This is a genomic window from Paenibacillus sp. FSL P4-0184 (assembly GCF_038004625.1).
Lineage (GTDB): Bacteria > Bacillota > Bacilli > Paenibacillales > Paenibacillaceae > Paenibacillus_AQ.
Map to the genome: position 1 here is coordinate 718,181 of NZ_JBBORN010000001.1, position 17,587 is coordinate 735,767.

Consider the following 17,587-nt stretch of genomic DNA (forward strand, 5'->3'; position numbering starts at 1 on the left):
GAATAAAGAAAGATGCTATGCCGAATACGAAAAAAAGAAGTCGACCATTTCGTTGGTCGACCTCTAATTTTTTCTCTAATTTTTCTATTGCGCGGTCAAAATTTGAGGACCTTCAGCCGTGATGGCGATCGTATGCTCGTATTGCGCGGCGAGCTTGTTATCCATCGTCCGTGCGGTCCAGCCGTCCGGATCGATTGTCATGAAGTAGGTACCTTCGGTGATCATGGGCTCAATCGTGAATACCATACCTTCCTTGATACGGGGGCCTTTTCCAGGCTTGCCGACATGCATATAAGTCGGCTCCTCGTGCAGGTCGCGGCCGATGCCATGAGCGAGAAGGTCGCGCACGACGCCGAAACCGTGTGATTCCGCATGCCGCTGAATCGCGCTCGTCACGTCGCCGAGTCGATTGCCGGGCTGAGCCTGCTCGATGCCCAGGTCAAGACATTCCTTCGTGACACGCATCAACTTCTCGGCCATCGGCGAGATCTGCCCGACCGCATAACTCCAGGCCGAATCGCCGAGCCAGCCATCGAGCTCAGCGACCGTGTCGATCGTCACGATATCACCTTCCTCAAGTGGCTTATTGCTAGGGAAGCCATGCGCGATTACATCGTTGGTGGAGGCACAGGTCGCATATTGATAGCCCCTATAGCCTTTCTGGTATGGCTTTGCGCCGTGCTTCAACATAATGTCCTCGAATATGCGCTCAATCTCGTTGGTGGTAATACCCGGTTTGATAAGCGGGGCGATTGTACGATGACATTCAGCCACCACTTGGCATGCCTTGCGGATAGCCTCAATTTCATGCTTGCTTTTTAAAATGACCATGTTCGTATCAGGACCCCTTCGTAATAGCTTGGATAGCGAGTCGGGCGATTCGATCGACGTTCAGATCAGAATTGCTCGCATAGTAGTGCAGCCCACAGCAACCGACCAGCACGGCAAGCATATGGTCGACGCTGTCGTCTTCGCACTGGGCGATCGATTGGAGTGGAACGTACAGGCGTTCCATAAACCGTCTCTTGGCGTGGTGTCGATCCCTTTCAGACAAGCCTACATAATGTTCCGCCGCCATTTTGTAGACGAGATATGCGCGGGCGTCCGACTGCCACAGCTGGAGCAGCGCTTTACAATACATCAACAACTGCCTGTCATCCGGTGGGCTGCCGCTGATGTTCGCCCATTTGGCGATAACTTGCTCACATCGCTCAAAGCCGCTTTCTAATACATCTTCTATTAATAAATGCCGGTTGGGATAATAATGGTATACTGTGCCGTAACCAAGACCTGCCTCGCGGGCGACGTCGCGAATATCAAAGCTGCCGCCCGTGCGAAAGTAGGAGCGAGCGGCGACGTCCAGGATCTGTTCTTTGCGCTGTATGCGTATGAGCTCATTTTGTTCTTTGGTACGGGGGCACATAGCGTATAACCTCCTTATTTAGACCTGCAAATTTGTCAATATAAAAATAGTAACCCATGGGCTGGAGAAATGCAAAAGATTTGTTGATGTTCGATAATAAGAAGTACTGAACAATAAGACAGGGTGCTGGAAATTCTTCAATTTAAAAATCGCATTCATTCAACGAATCCAGTCTAATACTTTATTTCCACCGAAACACGAAGCGATCTCTTTTGTTAAAAAACTGCTTTTGGTTTAAAATGAGAACTGTAATCAATTTTGCTGCAACGGAGGAATTCACTATGATTTTTATTGATAACACAGGGATTACTGACGCTTCCATCAATTTGGCGATTGAGGAATATGCGCTGAAACACTTGCCGATGGACGAGAGTTACCTGCTTTTTTATATTAACAGCCCATCTATCATCATCGGTAAACATCAAAATACGATTGAAGAAATCAATCAGGAATATGTTAAAGAGAATGATATTAAGGTTGTGCGGCGTTTGTCCGGCGGTGGAGCGGTCTATCACGATCTCGGAAATTTGAACTTCAGCTTCATTACTAAGGACGACGGCCAATCCTTCCATAACTTCCTGAAATTCACCCAGCCGGTGATCGACTACTTACAAAGCATGGGTGTAAACGCTGAGCTTAGTGGACGGAATGATCTTCAAGTCGGCGAACAAAAAATTTCCGGCAACGCTCAATTCTCCACACGTGGACGCATGTTCAGCCATGGCACACTGATGTTTGATCTCAATTTGGACAATGTACAAGCCTCACTAAAAGTAAATCCAGAGAAGTTCAAATCGAAGAGCACCAAATCCGTACGTAGTCGCGTAGCCAACATCAAAGAGCTGCTAGGTACAGACATGACCATTGAAGAGTTCCGCTCGGGTCTCCTACGTTCGATCTTTGGCATGGAGCCATCCGAGGTCCCTCAGTATAAGCTGCAACAAGCCGACTGGGACAAAATCCACGAAATTTCCAAAGAGCACTACCAGAACTGGGACTGGAACTACGGTCTGTCTCCAAAAAGCAACGTCAAACACACACGTAAATTCCCTGCTGGAATTATTGATATTCGTATGGATATTGAGGATTCCCTCATTAAGGACATCAAAATCTATGGTGACTTCTTTGGGGTTGGTGACGTAGTAGATGTTGAAAATGCACTTCGTGGCAAACGTTATAATGAGGCAGAGGTTAGAGAAGCATTAGCTGATCTGGATTTGAAGCATTACTTCGGACGTATTGAGCCGGAGGACTTTATCGGACTGGTTTTCTTAGAGGAATAGTTACACAAAAATAAAGGGGCTTGCTTATCCTATGCGCAATTTGCGTAAAGAATAGACAAGCCCCCTTTCATATTCATTTTAGTTCAAGGAGAAAGTATAAATACATAGACAACGAACGCTAGAGTCAGCATGATGCAGATGTTCTCTACGGCTCCACCTTTTTTCGTGCCTGTACTCATTAGCTTTAGACGCAGCTTAAAGGGTATTGGCGGCAATGGTGTAATTCCTCTTTGAGTAAGGGAGTCTGCCAGTAGATGAAGTGCATACGACATACCGCCAGCTATCCACAGACTGCCACCATCATTTATACCCGCTGAGGCAAAATACAATAAGGCGCTCCAGCCCGCGACTCCATACAAGGTATGTGTCAGTCCACGATGAGGAACAACCGATGAGACTACAAGCACGCACGCTGCAATGTAGTTCCATGGATCATAGGCTTCCCCGAACGCAAAGAGTGCTATGGCAATCAAGATCATGACCAAATGGCGCAGCTTTCGACTAGGCAGGAAAGATACACTTCCGACTAGCAGTGCAAGCACAATATTCCAAGGACCTTCCACGATTCCGGCAAAATAGAGATAGATCGCTGCGCCTATCAAAGCAATTTGCAGCGCTCTTAATAGAAATTCTGGAATCGCCTTGCGCACAAGCAGCGAATTCGGTTCATCGATATCAGGCAGCAAAGAGCTTAACGCTGCGACTGCAATAACTGGAATCGTAATCTCGTGTGACATCAAACTCATTACAGATAGGGTAACCCCAGTGCTGATTATTAAATGGGATCTGCCCATCATGGTGAAACCGCTCCTTTCTAAGATGCAAAAACAAGAACAAATGTGCGGTTATCGAAGTATATCAAGACCCTGTTTTTTTGTCTAGCCTAATCCCTTAAATCCCTTTAAATATAAGCCTTTGAGCGATTCCCATCTTGTCCTCCCCATGAATATACGATACAATTTGGACAACTTGACCTTGTCGTTCTTACAAGGACGGCATTTGCCGAAGAGAGGATGACCTAAGAAGTGAAGCGTTCCCGTATGGCCGATTTCAGCCTGCTACTTGTGGCGATGATGTGGGGATGCACCTTTCTGATTGTTCAAAATGCTGTCAAAGTGCTCCCTCCACTCGCGTTTAACAGCATCCGCTTTACAGGTGCTGCCCTGTTGCTGGCTCTAATCACTTTTATTTTTTACCGCAAGGAGTGGAAACAGCTAAGTTTCCGCATGGTACGTGATTCTCTGCTGCTAGGCCTTTTTTTGTTTATGGGCTATGGTTTCCAGACCATGGGACTTCTATATACAACCACCTCCAATACCGGGTTTATTACCGGTCTATCGGTCGTATTGGTTCCGTTTCTCTCTCTGGCGCTACTAAAGCATGCCATTTCACGTTACACTTGGTTCAGCGCGGCGCTTGCCGCAGTAGGTCTTTATCTGCTAACCTTCACCGGCTCTGCTTTGTCCCTGAATAAAGGCGATGCTTTGATCTTGCTCTGCGCCATAGCTTTTGCGCTACAAGTCGCATTTACTGGCGTTTATGCACCTCATTATCCGGCGTTGCCGCTGGCAACCTTGCAGCTCGCCTTCGTTGGACTGTTGAGCATTGTCGCTTCGCTTATCTTTGAAGGAGCTGCACCGCTGGCACACAGCGCAGAGCTTATCAAGGACCCGGACGTTCTCTGGGCACTTTTAATCTCTATCGGTCCTACCAGCGCTTTTGCTTTCTGGATTCAAACCGCTTGCCAGAAGTACACTACGCCTTCCCGGGTAGCCATTATTTATGCCACAGAACCTGTATTCGCTGTTCTGACAGGCTTAGCCTTTGGCGGAGAAACGCTTGGTATGTCCGCTCTGCTCGGTTGTGGTTGTATTCTGGGAGCTATGCTTATGGCAGAGCTGAGCCCGGAACCGAGTCAGAATCAACATAAGAAGAATTATTTTTCCAAATTACATTTATTTAGAAAGAGATAAGGAGAGAGACAAATGTACAAATTGATCGCGATTGATATTGATGACACTCTAATTAACGATGACAAGGAAGTAACACCCGCTACACAGACTGCGCTTGAAGAGGCTGTAGCCGCTGGCGTTGTTGTAACCCTTGCTACAGGCCGAGCTTATGCTTCTGCACAAGCCATTGCCCGTCAAACTGGACTTAACGTGCCAATCATCACTTACCAAGGCGCACTCGTTAAGAACTTGCTCGATGAAAAGGTACTATATGAGCGTTACGTGCCACAAGATGCGGTACACAAGCTGTTCACTTACTGCGTGGAGCATAATCTGCATTTGCAAACTTACATTGACGACAAGCTGTATGCCCGTGAAGACAACCAGAAGATCAAAGATTATACAGACCTGAACAAAACGCCATATTATATTGAACCAGATTGGGAGAAGCTTGTACCACAAAGAACACCAAAAATGCTGATTATCGATGATCCTGCATTCTTGGATGAGCTGGCTCCAATTCTACGTGAATTGCTCGGCGATTCCGTGCATATTACCAAATCCAAACCACAATTCCTAGAAATCATGCATCATGAAGGAACCAAGGGAATTGCGCTTGAATTCCTAGCCAATCATTTTGGTTGTGATCTCTCCGAGACTATGGCTATGGGTGACTCTTGGAACGACCATGAGATGCTGGAAGCTGCCGGTCTTGGCGTTGCTATGGCGAACGCTATTCCTGCACTGAAAGAAATTGCTGATTTCGTAACCCTGAGCAACAATGAAGATGGCGTAAAATACGCGATTGATAAATTCATTCTCAATAAAGTGAACTAAATCGGCTGAACTTAATAGTTTTAGTGATAAAGTTCAGTTGCAACTACGGTGAATATTTGGACTTACGGTCGCTGTTAGGTTTGAATTTCATGATTTAAACCGTTGTCAACGGTAGAAATTCAAACCTAAAGGCGATCGCTTACGCTCCTACAGTTACAAACTTTCCCCTCCATTGCTCCTTCCTTTACCTCAAGTTCTTAAGTTCAATCTATATAAATTCACTTTTTTAAGAAAAGGGTGTTGCTACGCCATATTTTATGACGTTGCAACACCCTTTTGTTATTTCAGCAAGCTCGGTACTCCTGTAGATGCAAACTCTAATGCCTCTTGCTCACCCTCCCCAGCCTCTTCCTCTTCCAGCTGAGAATAGTACAAATCATGATATCTTCCTTCTGCTGCAAGTAGCTCCTCGTGGGTACCACTCTCCACAATTTCACTGTTCTCCATCACTAGAATGACATCAGCGTTCTGAATCGTTGATAGACGGTGAGCGATAACGAGTGTGGTTTTGTCTCCCATTAATTTACGAATCGCTTGCTGCACCAGCTTCTCCGATTCATTATCAAGCGCAGCAGTAGCTTCATCCAGCAACAAAATTGGAGAGTTCCTAAGAATCGCTCTCGCAATCGATAGTCGCTGGCGTTGTCCACCGGACAGGCGTGAACCTTCCTCACCGATATCTGTATCGAGGCCCTCCGGCAACTCCATTACAAAATCATAAGCGTTCGCTTGTCGCAAAGCTTCCAAAATTTCATGCTCATCTGCATCTGGATTTCCATTTCGGATATTATCACGGATACTTCCTGTATAAAGCCCGGACTCTTGCGGCACATAAGAGAAGTGACTCCTAAGTTTAGCTAAACTCATCTCGCTTGTCTTCTCATTATTTATAAATACTTCACCCTCATCAGGTTCATACAACCCAAGGAGTACCTTAAAAAGTGTAGATTTCCCTCCACCGCTCGGTCCCACAATTGCCATTTGAGCCCCTTTGTGAAGCTCTAAGCTGATTTTGTTCAAACTACGTCTCTCCGCACCCGGATAAGAGAAGGATACTGAGGACATGACCATACGCTCAAATTCAGGCTGCTTCTTAACTGCTTCGGGTAAAGCCTCCACTTCTACAGGGCTATCCAACACTTCAAAGATCCGCCCCGCCGCCCCAAGTGATTGCTGCATCGAATTGATCAGTCCTGGCAATGCCGAGAACGGCATCACTAAATAATTCATGAGCTGGATGAAAGCAATCATCGCACCGACCTCAAGTGATCCTTTTGCCACAAAATAACCAGCCACGACCAGCGCCAGAAGAAACGTAAAGTTTCCCAAAAAAGAGGAGAATGAGCCAGTAGCTCCCTCTATTCTTCCCCGTTTTAATTCTTCGGAAGTGATATTCTCACTATGTTCCTGATATTGCTTCATTAGTCTGCGTTCAATGCTAAAGGATTTAAACACCATACTACTGCCTAGAATGTCATGTAAAAAGGAAGTAATCTTGCTCATATTGGTCTGAATCTTCACACTGTTCTCACGCATCGCTGAACCGAAGATTTTTCCCGTAAGGAACATCAAAGGCCCCATTGCAAAACAGATCAATGCCAGTAGCCAGTTAATATAGAGCAAATAACCAAAAGCCGCGAGAGCAAGCAAAGGGTTACGGATTAAATCAATCATTACCTCGCCGGTAGCATTACCCACAGATTGATTATCATTAGTAAAGCGGGACAACAAATCTCCGGAGTGATTACGGTCAAAATAAGACTGTGGAAGAGCTAAAGCATGTCGCATCATATCTAGCCGCAGTTCATTTCTGATCTTGGCTGAGATTTTATTTTTGAGATAGCGATCGAAAAAACCGTTGATTGCACTCACTAATAAGTAGATTAATCCGAATATAACCAGCCCTTTAAAAGCTTTCACATCAAGTCTAACCGCCGCATCCGTAATTACTGAGAGCAGCCAAGCAATCGTTAAATCCAGAACAATCCCAAATAAAGTCGTAAATAATAAAACCGTATATAAGAGCTTGTGCCTTAACATGTATGTACTTAATCTTGAGAAAACACCTTTCTGCTTCAAAAAAAATCAGCCCTCTCCCCTATTAGCTACTTATTACTCCCTTCCTATCGTTGATAATTATTCTATATATGTAAATATAAGACGGCAATACTTTCTGATTATAAAGTATAAACATGATTCTGAATACCGAATGCAATAGATATCACAAAAGGGACATCAACAGGCTGAGATTTACCCGAGTGATGCCCCATAGCCAAATCGCATATATATTGTTGCTGTCTTTTTCATGTATACTAGAACCAGTTTGACTATCTTAGCAAAAATAGAGGAGTAACTTCACAACATGATCAAAGGACTTACTGCACTATTTTCAATTCCCTCTTATGCCTTACTCTTTTTATGTATGCTACTTCAGGGAATGGGGATTTCACTCAGTTCACCCTTCTTATCCATTTATTTCACGGAACAGCTTGGCGTATCTGTCGGATTGTTTGGTGTTTTTCTAGCCACCACGTTAATTGCCGGAATATGGATCAGTACACTAATCGGAAGACGCTCTGACCTCGGCTTAAATCGAAAAAACATTTACCTTGTTGCCACACTCTGTAATGCGCTGGCTTATAGCGGGTACTTGCTCATTCAGGATTTCACGATCTTGTTCATCTACATGATTGTGTTCACCGCCCTCGGTGCACCAGGGATGCCTCAATTGTTCGCCATTGCTAGAGAAGCAGTGAATAAGAGCAATTTTACGGATACTGCGTTTGCTAATTCTACCTTGCGTTCTGCTTTCTCTCTTGGCTTTATTACAGGTCCTTTAATCGGCACCCTGCTAATCGCTGCTGTTGGGTTTAAGGGGATTTTCACGGGTACGATCGGAGTATTCCTGCTTGTTGCCTTACTCGTTTTCTTCTTTCTCAAATCAAATTCAGATACAGAGCTGAGCAGCAACAAGGCTGAAGTAAAAGTGAAAACTTTCCGGCTCAGTCAGAACCGCAATATTCTGCTTCCTTTTCTGATTCTGATACTCATGTATGTAGCTCACTGGACGAGCAGCATCAATACGGCCCTCTTTATTACAAATAATCTAGGGGGATCGACAAGTGATGTCGGTCTAGTCAGCAGTATATGTGCTGCGCTGGAAATTCCATTTATGATTATGCTCGGTCTACTCAGTGCGAAGTACAGTAACCGAGCCTTGATGATGTGTGGGGCCATTTTAGGAGGAGCATATTATCTCGTTGTCATTTTCTCAGGCGAGATGTGGCAGATGCTTGCAGCCCAAGTTCTACTAGCTGTTTTCGTTGCTGTGATATCAGCGATTGGCATTAGCTACATCCAGGATCTGCTCCCAAACATGCCTGGGTATGCATCCACGCTTTATTCTAATTCATCCACGATCGGTAGATTGATTGGGAGTCTTGTTGGCGGGGGCATAGCCAGTATTGTAGGTTACCGGTATTCATTTGTGCTCTGTTTTATACTCATCATTGTTTCCTTAGTCATGCTCGCGGTAAGCGGACGTCACCCTTTAAATGAACCAGAACAATTAACTGTTTAATCCGTTTATTTCTACTTCCCCATTCTCTTCTACAGTGAAGAGAATGGGTTTTTGTATATTGGAATTCTCATACCTGTCTGGGCTAGAGTAACATTCTCCGGTAAAATATATGCTTCTCTCATATCCACATCATGCGACATATGGGTATACACTGCCTTTTTAGGCTTCACGATTTGCAGTAGCTCCGCTGCCTCCGTCATGTCGTACACAGAACGAGTGGATAGCTCCGCTGCTTCGTAATAGAAGCTTGTACCAAGGACCAGCAGGTCGGCTCCATGCATCAGGCGTGTCTCCTCAGCCCCAAGAGATATGGAATCAGGACAATACACCCATGTATAACCCTCCTTCTCTAGCCGAAAGGCGTACGAATATCCATTCTTACCATGGTTTACTTTCCAGGTATCTATCTTCCAGCCGTCCAGTTCTATCCCTTCATCACAGGGAATCATCTCGATGTGATTTCGCAGCCAAGGGTATTGCCGCTCGATAATAGGAATAACTTCTGCTGGAGTATAAAGTTCACCCTTAATGCCCGTCCATCGACAAGCATCTGCCCATTCCGGTAGCCCACCAATATGATCAAAATGAGCATGCGTCACCAGCAGTCTACGCATTTTCCGAACTCCCTGCGCCTCCATCTGACGTCGCCAATCTGGCCCACAATCAATCACTAGAAAGTCAATGCCATTATCTATAAGTACAGACGAACGCAGCCTTGTATTGCTCCCATACTCCCTTGCTTCTGTGCAGGTCTCGCAGCTGCAATATATCCGTGGAACACCCATGGCATCCCCAGTACCCAAAAACACCAACGTATCCATAATCTATCTCTCCTTCAATTCCCATCAAGGAAGTCTTAAATTATCATATGTCTATCTTAAAGATGCTCACCAAAATATCCCCACAAGTGAAGCTTTGCTTCGATGCGTACCCAGGTACTTTGCGGGGGCCCCAAATATATACTTTCGTCAAAAAAGTCATCCCTTAAGCAGTAGCCCTGCTAGGATGACTCTATTTTTACACCTCTACCTATATTCCTGCAAGTACCTGATACCAAATTCCCCGCTTGGAATAAAGCGTGCTTCGCACCTCATCCCAGCCCCCTAAATAATTGATATCGAAGAGACCCGCTGGATCGGGGTAGCGGCTTTTGTTCTCCGCATAGACCTGTTTATCTACGGGACGAAAGCCATATTTTGCAAAGATCTCTTGTGCCTGTGGGGTCATCAAGAAATCAACTAATGCTTCTGCTGCCGCGCGTGTCCCATGCTTATCCGCATACTTCTCTACGACAGCCGCTGGGTTCTCAATCAGCATTGTATTTTTAGGAATAATGACTTCATATTTAACACCCTGAGCAATCCGGGCCAGCAGTTCATTCTCATAGGTGACAATGACATCACCCACTCCATACTCGAAGGCAGCCATAGATGCACGTCCGCTCTTATCCAAAGACTCCACATTGGCATGTACACTTTCTAAAAAAGCTTTCGCTGCTGCTGGATCCTTAACGCCCTCTTGCTCCTCTGACAGCTTCAGACCAGCCCCATAGATCGCGTTAATATCCCACTGCGCACCACCGGATGTTTTGGGATTTGGGTATAACACTTTAATCCCTGGCTTGGCTAAGTCCGCAAAATCGTGAATTCCTTTGGGGTTTCCCTCACGGGTACCAAGTGCGACTACCGAACGTGTCACCATGCCTTGTTCCCCCTGCTCTTTCCACGTTGGCGCTACGAGTCCAGCCTTAACCAGTTTCTCGACATCACCTTCCATGGCTAGCAGTGTAACATCCGCTTCGAACCCGCCTACGATTGCACGTGCCTGTGTTCCAGAAGCTTCATAAGACTGCTGAAAACTAATCTCCTGTCCAGTATCCGCTTTCCACTGCGCTGCAAATAACGGCAAAATATCTTCCATCGCATCCTTAGCTACACTGTATGCGCCAACGACCAGCGTAACATCCCCTTGCTTCGAAGGATCTGCCATCGTCGTAATCGCCTTCTCATTCCCACAACCGACTGCTGCCAGCGTGAGTATGGCCAGCATTAGGGCAGCAAAACATCCGTGCAGTTGTCTGCTCCTTTTGAAATTCATTGCGGCCCACATCCTTCGAGATAATGATTTTAATATTTCCTTGAAAGTAGCTCTTTGGCTGAACTTAAAATTCAAGTAACCAACGTTCGGTATTTGCCGTAATTACGCAGAATGTTTGGACTTCCACTTCATTACTTCATACCTTCACATCAGTTCCTCTAATCCTTTCTCATCACATTCGCTACTCTTCAAAAAAATTGAAAATCATTTTATTTATTTTTATATTAAATAAATATCGGCATCGGATCTTCTTTCAGGTTGTTCTCCTGGATCCAACTTCGCTCATCATTAAACAAGTAGGCGCGGTGCACAAGGACTGAGATATCCTGTCCCGGCTGCAATGTTTCTTTCTCCAAAGAACGGTAAGTGACCAGTTTATGACCATTAACTTCAACCTCAACGAGCCATTCACTTCCACGGAAATGCAGATGCTTTACGACGCCTTTTTCCGTAGCTGAAGCCATCTTGAACTCATGCAGGTTACCAACTTCAATATACTCAGGACGAATCAGTGCTTTGGTAGGCTTACCGTCTCCAGCGCCTTTAAAGCCTTTCACCTCAGAAGCATCTTCAATCAGTGTCGACTCCCCGATAAAAGTTGCCACAAATGGTGTTTTAGGCTCCTTATAAATATCCCAAGGTGTACCCTTTTGTTCCAACTGCCCTTGGTTGATGATCATAATCTCGTCCGCGACTTCAATCGCTTCGTCTTGGTCATGCGTTACGAAGATGGAAGTGATGCCAACACGCTCAATCAGCTCACGTAGCCAAGCGCGAAGCTCCTGACGGATCTTCGCATCAATAGCTGCGAATGGCTCATCTAAGAGTAATAGCTGTGGTTCAGGCGCGAGTGCACGAGCAAAGGCCACACGCTGGCGTTGTCCACCAGATAGCTGATGCGGATAACGCTTCTCGAAGCCTTTTAATCCCGTAAGCTCCACCAGTTCCATAACACGGTCACGAATGGCAGTTTTGCTGGCCTTTTTAACTTTTAATCCAAAAGCAATATTATCAAAAACAGTCATGTGCTTAAATAATGCATAGTTCTGAAACACGAAGCCGATCCCGCGCTCTTGAGGAGGAAGATTGTTAACTGTCTGACCATGAAAAATGATCTCCCCATTATCCGGTGTCTCCAGCCCTGCGAGCATACGAAGAATCGAAGTTTTACCGCCACCACTCGGGCCGAGCAGTCCGATCAGATGACCTTTTGTAATGGTGAAATTGACGTCCTTGACCGCATGAAAATCTCCAAAATGCTTATTTAATCCCCGCACTTCAACATGCATATTACTGCACTTCCTTTCTTCTCTTGGTCCATTCCATCAATAACAGTAGACCTGCGGAAAATGCAGCCAGAACTAGCGCTATTCCTCCAGCAGCCGTTACATTAAAATTCTCAACATCCTGATAGACTAGCGTCGTCGCCGTCTGGGTTTTGTTCATAATGTTACCCGAGACCACGAGCACTGCCCCGAACTCACCTAGTGAACGAGCCACCGTAAGGATGACCCCATACACAACCGCCCAACGAATCGAAGGCCAAGTCACCTTCCAAAAAATTGTCCAGCCACGAGCGCCCAGTGTAGAAGCAGCTTCCTCCTGCTGTGAACCAATCTCCTGAAGCACCGGCATTACCTCACGCACCATTAAAGGAAAGGTTACGAACAAGGTAGCAATGATCATTCCGGGAATCGCATAGACGATCTTCAGCCCAATCCCTTCAAAAATCGCACCCAAGGCGCTATCCGGACCCAGCAGCAGGACAATCATCAGCCCGCCAATGACAGGGGACACAGCATAAGGCAAATCAACAATACTGTTAAGCAAGCCCTTTAGACGTCTATTTATCCAGTTCGCCCGGACAAGATACAGCGCCATCATAATTCCGAACAACGTATTTAATAACGTAACTACGATCACAACAAGCCCAGTCATCATAAGCGCATGCAGCGCTTCAGGCCTAGTCAGAGCATTCCAGAAACCACCAAATCCTTCACTAAAAGCACCTATAGCCATTTTCCCTAGCGGTGCAGCGATTAGCAGAAAAAATACCAAGTAGGTGAGTACGATCCACAATTTTCTCATGAGCGTCTCCCCCGCATCTGCAGCATATTAATGAGCCAAAGAATGAGAAAAGATAAGGTCAAGAGAATGACAGAAACCGCTGCTGCGGAAACCGGATTATCACTTTCAACTTCACCAAAAATAAAAACAGAAGATACGAGTGTACGACCTGGAATATTGCCTGCTACGAGGACTACAGCGCCGAATTCAGCAAGCGCCCGCGAGAAGGCGAGCATTCCACCGCTGATCATCCCAGGAGCCATAGAGGGGAGAATAACATGCCAGAAGACTTTAGTTCCCTTGGCACCCATTGTATATGCCGCTTCCTCTTCGGAAGGATCAAGTTCCTCCAGCAAGGGCTGAACCGCTCGAATCACGAAGGGAAAGGTTACGAAGACCATAGCAATTACGATTGCCGGTTGATGAAAAACAATTTCAAAACCAAGCGCTTCTGCAGCCTTGCCGATAAGACTACCAGGTCCGAGCAAGAGCAAAATCATCAAACCACCAACTGCCGTCGGTAGTGCAAATGGTAAATCCACAAGACTATTAAGCAATGCTTTACCAATGAATTGATAACGAATAAGAACCCAGGCAATCATTGTTCCTAAAAAGACATTAATTAAAGTAGCGATGATCGCCAGCTTTAAGGTTAACAGCACCGACTTCCAGGCAATCGGGTCGCTTATGCTTTCCACAAAATTACCGAAACCCAGTGAAAAAGAGTTGTAATAGACCCCAAGTATAGGCAACACAATCAATACTACAAAATAGAGCAAAATTGTAGTTCGGAAACCCCAAATCCAACCTTTGTGTCTAAGCAGCGAATTCAATGATTTTGCCCTCCCACCTCCGGATAACCGGTCGGTATACTAACCAACATCTCCATTAATTATTCCTATTTATATACTTGGTTTTATATTATTACTACTTTACCAAATCCTTCTCGTTGTCGTCAATTACTTTCAAGTGAATTTGGGGTAAAATATATATAACAAAGGTTAGGAAAAAGTGGCACATCACAGGAAGGGGAATGATTATGCTGCATACACTGGAGATTACTACAACAAAACGGGATGAATTACGGGATATTACTCGTGAAGTCATTTCTTTTGTGAAAAAAAGCGGGGTGCGTAGCGGGGTGATCGTAGTTTATTGTCCACATACCACCGCAGGAATTGCAATCAATGAGAATGCAGATCCTGATGTGAGGCATGATGTTCTGATGCGTTTGGATGAAGTCTACCCTTGGGAGCATCCGAAGTATCGACATGCTGAAGGCAATACTGCCTCCCACCTTAAGTCTATTACATCCGGACCTTCCCAGAGCATAATCATCCATGATGGCGAACTATTACTTGGACGTTGGCAGGGGATTTATTTTTGTGAGTTTGATGGACCTAGACGTAGACAATGTTTCTTAAAAATTATTGAGGGATAAATGATGAATGGCCGCATCCGTTATTGCTACGGAGCGGCCATTAAAATATAACTAGAATTAAATATTACTTTGACCAAGCAGAGAAGTAGTGTTATACCAATGCACAGCTTTAAAGTGTCAACTTATAAAAAAAACAGCATGTTAAAGGCTGCGACATAAAACCTTGATATGAGCTGATGCTGCCTCTTTTACATCCTCAAATGATACTTTATCTTGGATATAATAAGATATAAATCCGTGAGCGGATAAGAACAAGGTTAGCGGCACGTTCTGCCAATCCTCGGACACATATCCCTCTTCCTTCATATGACGGCGTACAATACTTGAGAATAAATCAAAACATCGTCCCTGCTCTGCTCTACAATAAGCCAGCAGCTCTTCATCACGAATCATAAACATAATTTCATACTGATAAGGATGATCTATTCCAAACCTTATAAACTCCATAATTAGCTGCTCTACTCGAGTCATACCCTCTTCAGGTGGCTTATTCATTACTTGACCAAGCAAAGTAGCCACATGATTAAAATCTTCGACAACAATGGCGTAGAACAATTCCGCCTTCTCTTTGAAATGATAATAGAGAGAGCCGTGGCTGTATCCCAAATGCTGACCGATGCTTCGCATTGAAATCGCTCGATACCCTTTGGTAATAAACAGATGCCTAGCGGCCTCTAATATTCTTTCCCTCGACAACTCCTGCTCCACTGCTCTCCTTGCCATATACCTAATCCCCTTCGCTGTAGTAAATCCGCCGCCCTTCTGTTACCAAGGCTTGCCCTTGGGTTAGATCTGTTATCCATGCCATAAATGCGTCTCCCTCGTCATTTCGCGGTAAGCATAACAACGTTACTTTATCGGTGAACAAAGTCTCGCCGGTCTGAATACCCCTTCCCCGAAGTTCGTTCTCAACCTTGCCTAGCCAAGTGTAATCAATTTCTACGAATACCTCTCGTCTTAGCACACGGGTGATTACTTCTCCTGCTTCAAGCGCAAGCACTGCCCCATCCGTATAAGCTCTAATCAGCCCTCCGGCACCCAGCATAATGCCTCCGAAATAACGGGTAACAACAATTGCGACATTTTTAACTCCCTGGTTGCGAATTACTTCCAAAATCGGTTTGCCGGCTGTTCCACTCGGCTCCCCGTCGTCCGATTGCCTCTGGATTTCGTCTCGCTCCCCAATCACATAAGCAGAACAGTTATGCGTTGCGTCCCGATGTTTCTTCTTGATGTCTTCGATAAACAACAATGCTTCTTCTTCATTCTCAACTGGCATAACATGACCAATGAAGCGAGATTTGCGGATTACGACTTCCTTAGAACCGGAAGATCGCACCGTTCGATATTGTTCTAACATAATTATTCCAGTCCTTATATACATATGATGTCTTCATATAATGTCAGGAGCAGCCCCGGTATTGGATTACCTATGGACTGCTCCTGGTGTCTTACACTAGTATGAATGGTCTCTAAATTACTGCTGCAATACTATTCTGTAAGTCTTGCTTCCAGCTCTGCTTTTTCTTTTTCGTAACCCGGTTTGCCAAGTAGCGCAAACATATTCTTCTTGTATGCTTCAACGCCTGGTTGGTCGAATGGGTTAACACCGAGCAGGTAACCGCTGATGCCGCAAGCTTTTTCAAAGAAGTAAACCAAATAACCAAATGTGTATGGTGTTTGATCAGGAATAGTAACGATAAGGTTAGGTACTTGACCATCTGTATGCGCAAGCATTGTACCTTGGAAAGCCTTCTTATTTACGAAATCCATAGTCTTTCCTGTTAAGAAGTTCAAGCCATCCAGATCATCAGGATCGTTCTCAATGGTCACATGATGAGCCACTTGTTCTACTTGGATTACCGTTTCAAAGATATTACGGTTACCTTCTTGGATAAATTGACCCATGGAGTGTAGATCCGTAGAGAAATCAACGGAAGAAGGATAAATTCCTTTGAAATCCTTACCTTCGCTCTCGCCAAACAATTGTTTCCACCACTCCGATACAAAGTGTAAGGAAGGCTCATAGTTAACGAGGATTTCAGTTGTCTTACCTTTGCGATACAGAGCATTACGAACTGCAGCATATTGATAAGCTTGGTTAGTAGCTACATCTGGATTATTGAACTCATCCGCAGCGGCAGCAGCACCTTGCATCATCTCTTCAATGTTAATACCTGCTACAGCGATTGGAAGCAAGCCTACAGGTGTCAATACGGAGTAACGTCCGCCTACATCGTCTGGAATGATGAAGGATTCATAACCTTCTTCAGTAGCCAATTTCTTAAGGGCACCTTTTTCCTTATCTGTAGTAGCGTAAATACGTTTGCGAGCTTCTTCCTTACCATATTTCTTCTCCAGAGCTGCGCGGAAAATGCGGAAAGCAATGGCTGGCTCAGTCGTAGTTCCTGATTTGGAGATTACGTTCACGGAGAAGTCTTTGCCTTCTACTAAATCAAGCAAATGCGTGATGTATGTAGAACTGATGTTATTACCAGCGAAATAAACTTCTGGAGTTTTGCGCTTATCTTTAGAAAGGTTATTGTAAAAAGAATGCGAGAGCGCTTCAATCGCTGCGCGTGCTCCCAGATAAGAACCACCAATACCAATTACAATCAGTACTTCGGAATCGCTCTGGATCTTCTTTGCGGCTTGCTGAATGCGTGCGAATTCTTCCTTATCATAAGCTGATGGAAGATCAATCCATCCAAGATAGTCGGAACCTACACCAGTCTTATTATGCAACTGTTCGTGCGCTAACTTAACTGGAGCGGCAAGGTTGTCAATTTCTTGTTGGTTGAAGAAAGAAAGGGCTTTGGTGTAGTCAAAATTAATCTTCTTAGACATCGGTAATGGAAACCTCCTGTTTATCTCTTTAAATTTGAAACCGCTTGTTACAACTTTATA

General features: G+C 45.0%; 17 protein-coding genes. 5 read left to right on the forward strand and 12 right to left on the reverse strand.

Translation table 11 applies throughout. The features are described 5' to 3' along the window. Positions 1-84 precede the first annotated feature (84 nt). Entirely contained in the window at positions 85-831 is a 747-nt protein-coding gene (gene map / locus MKY52_RS03010) for a type I methionyl aminopeptidase (protein WP_341049737.1), read from the reverse strand. A 7-nt stretch (positions 832-838) separates the two neighbouring features. Then, the gene (locus MKY52_RS03015) at positions 839-1,423 is read right to left on the reverse strand and encodes a TetR/AcrR family transcriptional regulator (RefSeq protein WP_339269333.1); all 585 of its coding nucleotides are present in this window, start codon (positions 1,421-1,423) and stop codon (positions 839-841) included. Positions 1,424-1,704: 281 nt separating this feature from the next. Here MKY52_RS03015 and MKY52_RS03020 point away from each other — a divergent pair, with 281 nt between their 5' ends. Continuing rightward, entirely contained in the window at positions 1,705-2,706 is a 1,002-nt protein-coding gene (locus MKY52_RS03020; protein WP_149645164.1) for a lipoate--protein ligase, read from the forward strand. A gap of 83 nt (positions 2,707-2,789) precedes the next feature. Here MKY52_RS03020 and MKY52_RS03025 read toward each other — a convergent pair whose 3' ends face one another. Continuing rightward, on the reverse strand, positions 2,790-3,503 hold the full coding sequence (locus tag MKY52_RS03025; protein WP_341049739.1) for a metal-dependent hydrolase: 714 nt from the start codon (positions 3,501-3,503) through the stop codon (positions 2,790-2,792). Between the two features lie 228 nt (positions 3,504-3,731). Between MKY52_RS03025 and MKY52_RS03030 the strand changes: the two genes are divergently transcribed. Then, positions 3,732-4,679 (forward strand): DMT family transporter, encoded by a 948-nt coding sequence (locus MKY52_RS03030; protein ID WP_341049741.1) that lies wholly within the window; start codon positions 3,732-3,734, stop codon positions 4,677-4,679. A 12-nt stretch (positions 4,680-4,691) separates the two neighbouring features. Beyond that, on the forward strand, positions 4,692-5,495 hold the full coding sequence (locus tag MKY52_RS03035; protein WP_341049743.1) for a Cof-type HAD-IIB family hydrolase: 804 nt from the start codon (positions 4,692-4,694) through the stop codon (positions 5,493-5,495). A gap of 279 nt (positions 5,496-5,774) precedes the next feature. Here MKY52_RS03035 and MKY52_RS03040 read toward each other — a convergent pair whose 3' ends face one another. Beyond that, positions 5,775-7,574 carry an ABC transporter ATP-binding protein gene (locus MKY52_RS03040; protein ID WP_341049745.1) on the reverse strand — a complete coding sequence of 600 codons (1,800 nt, stop codon included), beginning with the start codon at positions 7,572-7,574 and terminating at the stop codon, positions 5,775-5,777. Between the two features lie 283 nt (positions 7,575-7,857). Between MKY52_RS03040 and MKY52_RS03045 the strand changes: the two genes are divergently transcribed. Continuing rightward, on the forward strand, positions 7,858-9,075 hold the full coding sequence (locus MKY52_RS03045; protein ID WP_341049746.1) for a sugar efflux transporter: 1,218 nt from the start codon (positions 7,858-7,860) through the stop codon (positions 9,073-9,075). 29 nt (positions 9,076-9,104) lie between these two features. Here MKY52_RS03045 and MKY52_RS03050 read toward each other — a convergent pair whose 3' ends face one another. From MKY52_RS03050 to cysT, 5 genes are all read right to left on the reverse strand, one after another. Next, the gene (locus tag MKY52_RS03050; RefSeq protein ID WP_341049747.1) at positions 9,105-9,896 is read right to left on the reverse strand and encodes an MBL fold metallo-hydrolase; all 792 of its coding nucleotides are present in this window, start codon (positions 9,894-9,896) and stop codon (positions 9,105-9,107) included. 208 nt (positions 9,897-10,104) lie between these two features. Further along, the gene (locus MKY52_RS03055) at positions 10,105-11,172 is read right to left on the reverse strand and encodes a sulfate ABC transporter substrate-binding protein (protein ID WP_149645169.1); all 1,068 of its coding nucleotides are present in this window, start codon (positions 11,170-11,172) and stop codon (positions 10,105-10,107) included. A gap of 224 nt (positions 11,173-11,396) precedes the next feature. Beyond that, positions 11,397-12,461: a sulfate/molybdate ABC transporter ATP-binding protein gene (locus MKY52_RS03060; RefSeq protein ID WP_042124940.1), complete on the reverse strand. Its 1,065-nt coding sequence runs from the start codon at positions 12,459-12,461 to the stop codon at positions 11,397-11,399. A 1-nt stretch (position 12,462) separates the two neighbouring features. Then, positions 12,463-13,260, reverse strand: coding sequence for a sulfate ABC transporter permease subunit (locus MKY52_RS03065; protein ID WP_076284087.1), 798 nt, complete (start codon positions 13,258-13,260; stop codon positions 12,463-12,465). Next, positions 13,257-14,072, reverse strand: a complete 816-nt coding sequence (gene cysT / locus MKY52_RS03070) for a sulfate ABC transporter permease subunit CysT (RefSeq protein ID WP_341049751.1) — start codon at positions 14,070-14,072, stop codon at positions 13,257-13,259. Before cysT ends, MKY52_RS03065 begins: the two co-directional genes overlap by 4 nt. A gap of 206 nt (positions 14,073-14,278) precedes the next feature. Here cysT and MKY52_RS03075 point away from each other — a divergent pair, with 206 nt between their 5' ends. Continuing rightward, the gene (locus MKY52_RS03075; RefSeq protein ID WP_042185590.1) at positions 14,279-14,680 is read left to right on the forward strand and encodes a secondary thiamine-phosphate synthase enzyme YjbQ; all 402 of its coding nucleotides are present in this window, start codon (positions 14,279-14,281) and stop codon (positions 14,678-14,680) included. A 141-nt stretch (positions 14,681-14,821) separates the two neighbouring features. On the opposite strand, the gene MKY52_RS03080 is transcribed toward MKY52_RS03075, so the two are convergent. The 3 genes from MKY52_RS03080 to MKY52_RS03090 form a co-directional block, all read right to left on the reverse strand. Then, positions 14,822-15,403, reverse strand: coding sequence for a TetR/AcrR family transcriptional regulator (locus tag MKY52_RS03080; RefSeq protein ID WP_076284085.1), 582 nt, complete (start codon positions 15,401-15,403; stop codon positions 14,822-14,824). A gap of 4 nt (positions 15,404-15,407) precedes the next feature. After that, the gene (locus MKY52_RS03085; RefSeq protein WP_076284084.1) at positions 15,408-16,040 is read right to left on the reverse strand and encodes a YigZ family protein; all 633 of its coding nucleotides are present in this window, start codon (positions 16,038-16,040) and stop codon (positions 15,408-15,410) included. 131 nt (positions 16,041-16,171) lie between these two features. Further along, the gene (locus MKY52_RS03090) at positions 16,172-17,527 is read right to left on the reverse strand and encodes a glucose-6-phosphate isomerase (RefSeq protein WP_076284083.1); all 1,356 of its coding nucleotides are present in this window, start codon (positions 17,525-17,527) and stop codon (positions 16,172-16,174) included. Positions 17,528-17,587 lie beyond the last annotated feature (60 nt).

Excerpts from the sequence above, each read along its gene's own strand:
- MKY52_RS03085 (WP_076284084.1), bottom strand. The coding sequence starts at position 16,040 with ATGTTAGAACAATATCGAACGGTGCGATCTTCCGGTTCTAAGGAAGTC.
- MKY52_RS03090 (WP_076284083.1), bottom strand. The coding sequence starts at position 17,527 with ATGTCTAAGAAGATTAATTTTGACTACACCAAAGCCCTTTCTTTCTTC.
- MKY52_RS03035 (WP_341049743.1), top strand. The coding sequence starts at position 4,692 with ATGTACAAATTGATCGCGATTGATATTGATGACACTCTAATTAACGAT.
- MKY52_RS03080 (WP_076284085.1), bottom strand. The coding sequence starts at position 15,403 with ATGGCAAGGAGAGCAGTGGAGCAGGAGTTGTCGAGGGAAAGAATATTA.
- MKY52_RS03015 (WP_339269333.1), bottom strand. The coding sequence starts at position 1,423 with ATGTGCCCCCGTACCAAAGAACAAAATGAGCTCATACGCATACAGCGC.
- MKY52_RS03050 (WP_341049747.1), bottom strand. The coding sequence starts at position 9,896 with ATGGATACGTTGGTGTTTTTGGGTACTGGGGATGCCATGGGTGTTCCA.
- map (WP_341049737.1), bottom strand. The coding sequence starts at position 831 with ATGGTCATTTTAAAAAGCAAGCATGAAATTGAGGCTATCCGCAAGGCA.
- MKY52_RS03025 (WP_341049739.1), bottom strand. The coding sequence starts at position 3,503 with ATGATGGGCAGATCCCATTTAATAATCAGCACTGGGGTTACCCTATCT.
- MKY52_RS03060 (WP_042124940.1), bottom strand. The coding sequence starts at position 12,461 with ATGCATGTTGAAGTGCGGGGATTAAATAAGCATTTTGGAGATTTTCAT.
- MKY52_RS03055 (WP_149645169.1), bottom strand. The coding sequence starts at position 11,172 with ATGAATTTCAAAAGGAGCAGACAACTGCACGGATGTTTTGCTGCCCTA.
- MKY52_RS03065 (WP_076284087.1), bottom strand. The coding sequence starts at position 13,260 with ATGAGAAAATTGTGGATCGTACTCACCTACTTGGTATTTTTTCTGCTA.
- MKY52_RS03045 (WP_341049746.1), top strand. The coding sequence starts at position 7,858 with ATGATCAAAGGACTTACTGCACTATTTTCAATTCCCTCTTATGCCTTA.
- MKY52_RS03020 (WP_149645164.1), top strand. The coding sequence starts at position 1,705 with ATGATTTTTATTGATAACACAGGGATTACTGACGCTTCCATCAATTTG.
- MKY52_RS03075 (WP_042185590.1), top strand. The coding sequence starts at position 14,279 with ATGCTGCATACACTGGAGATTACTACAACAAAACGGGATGAATTACGG.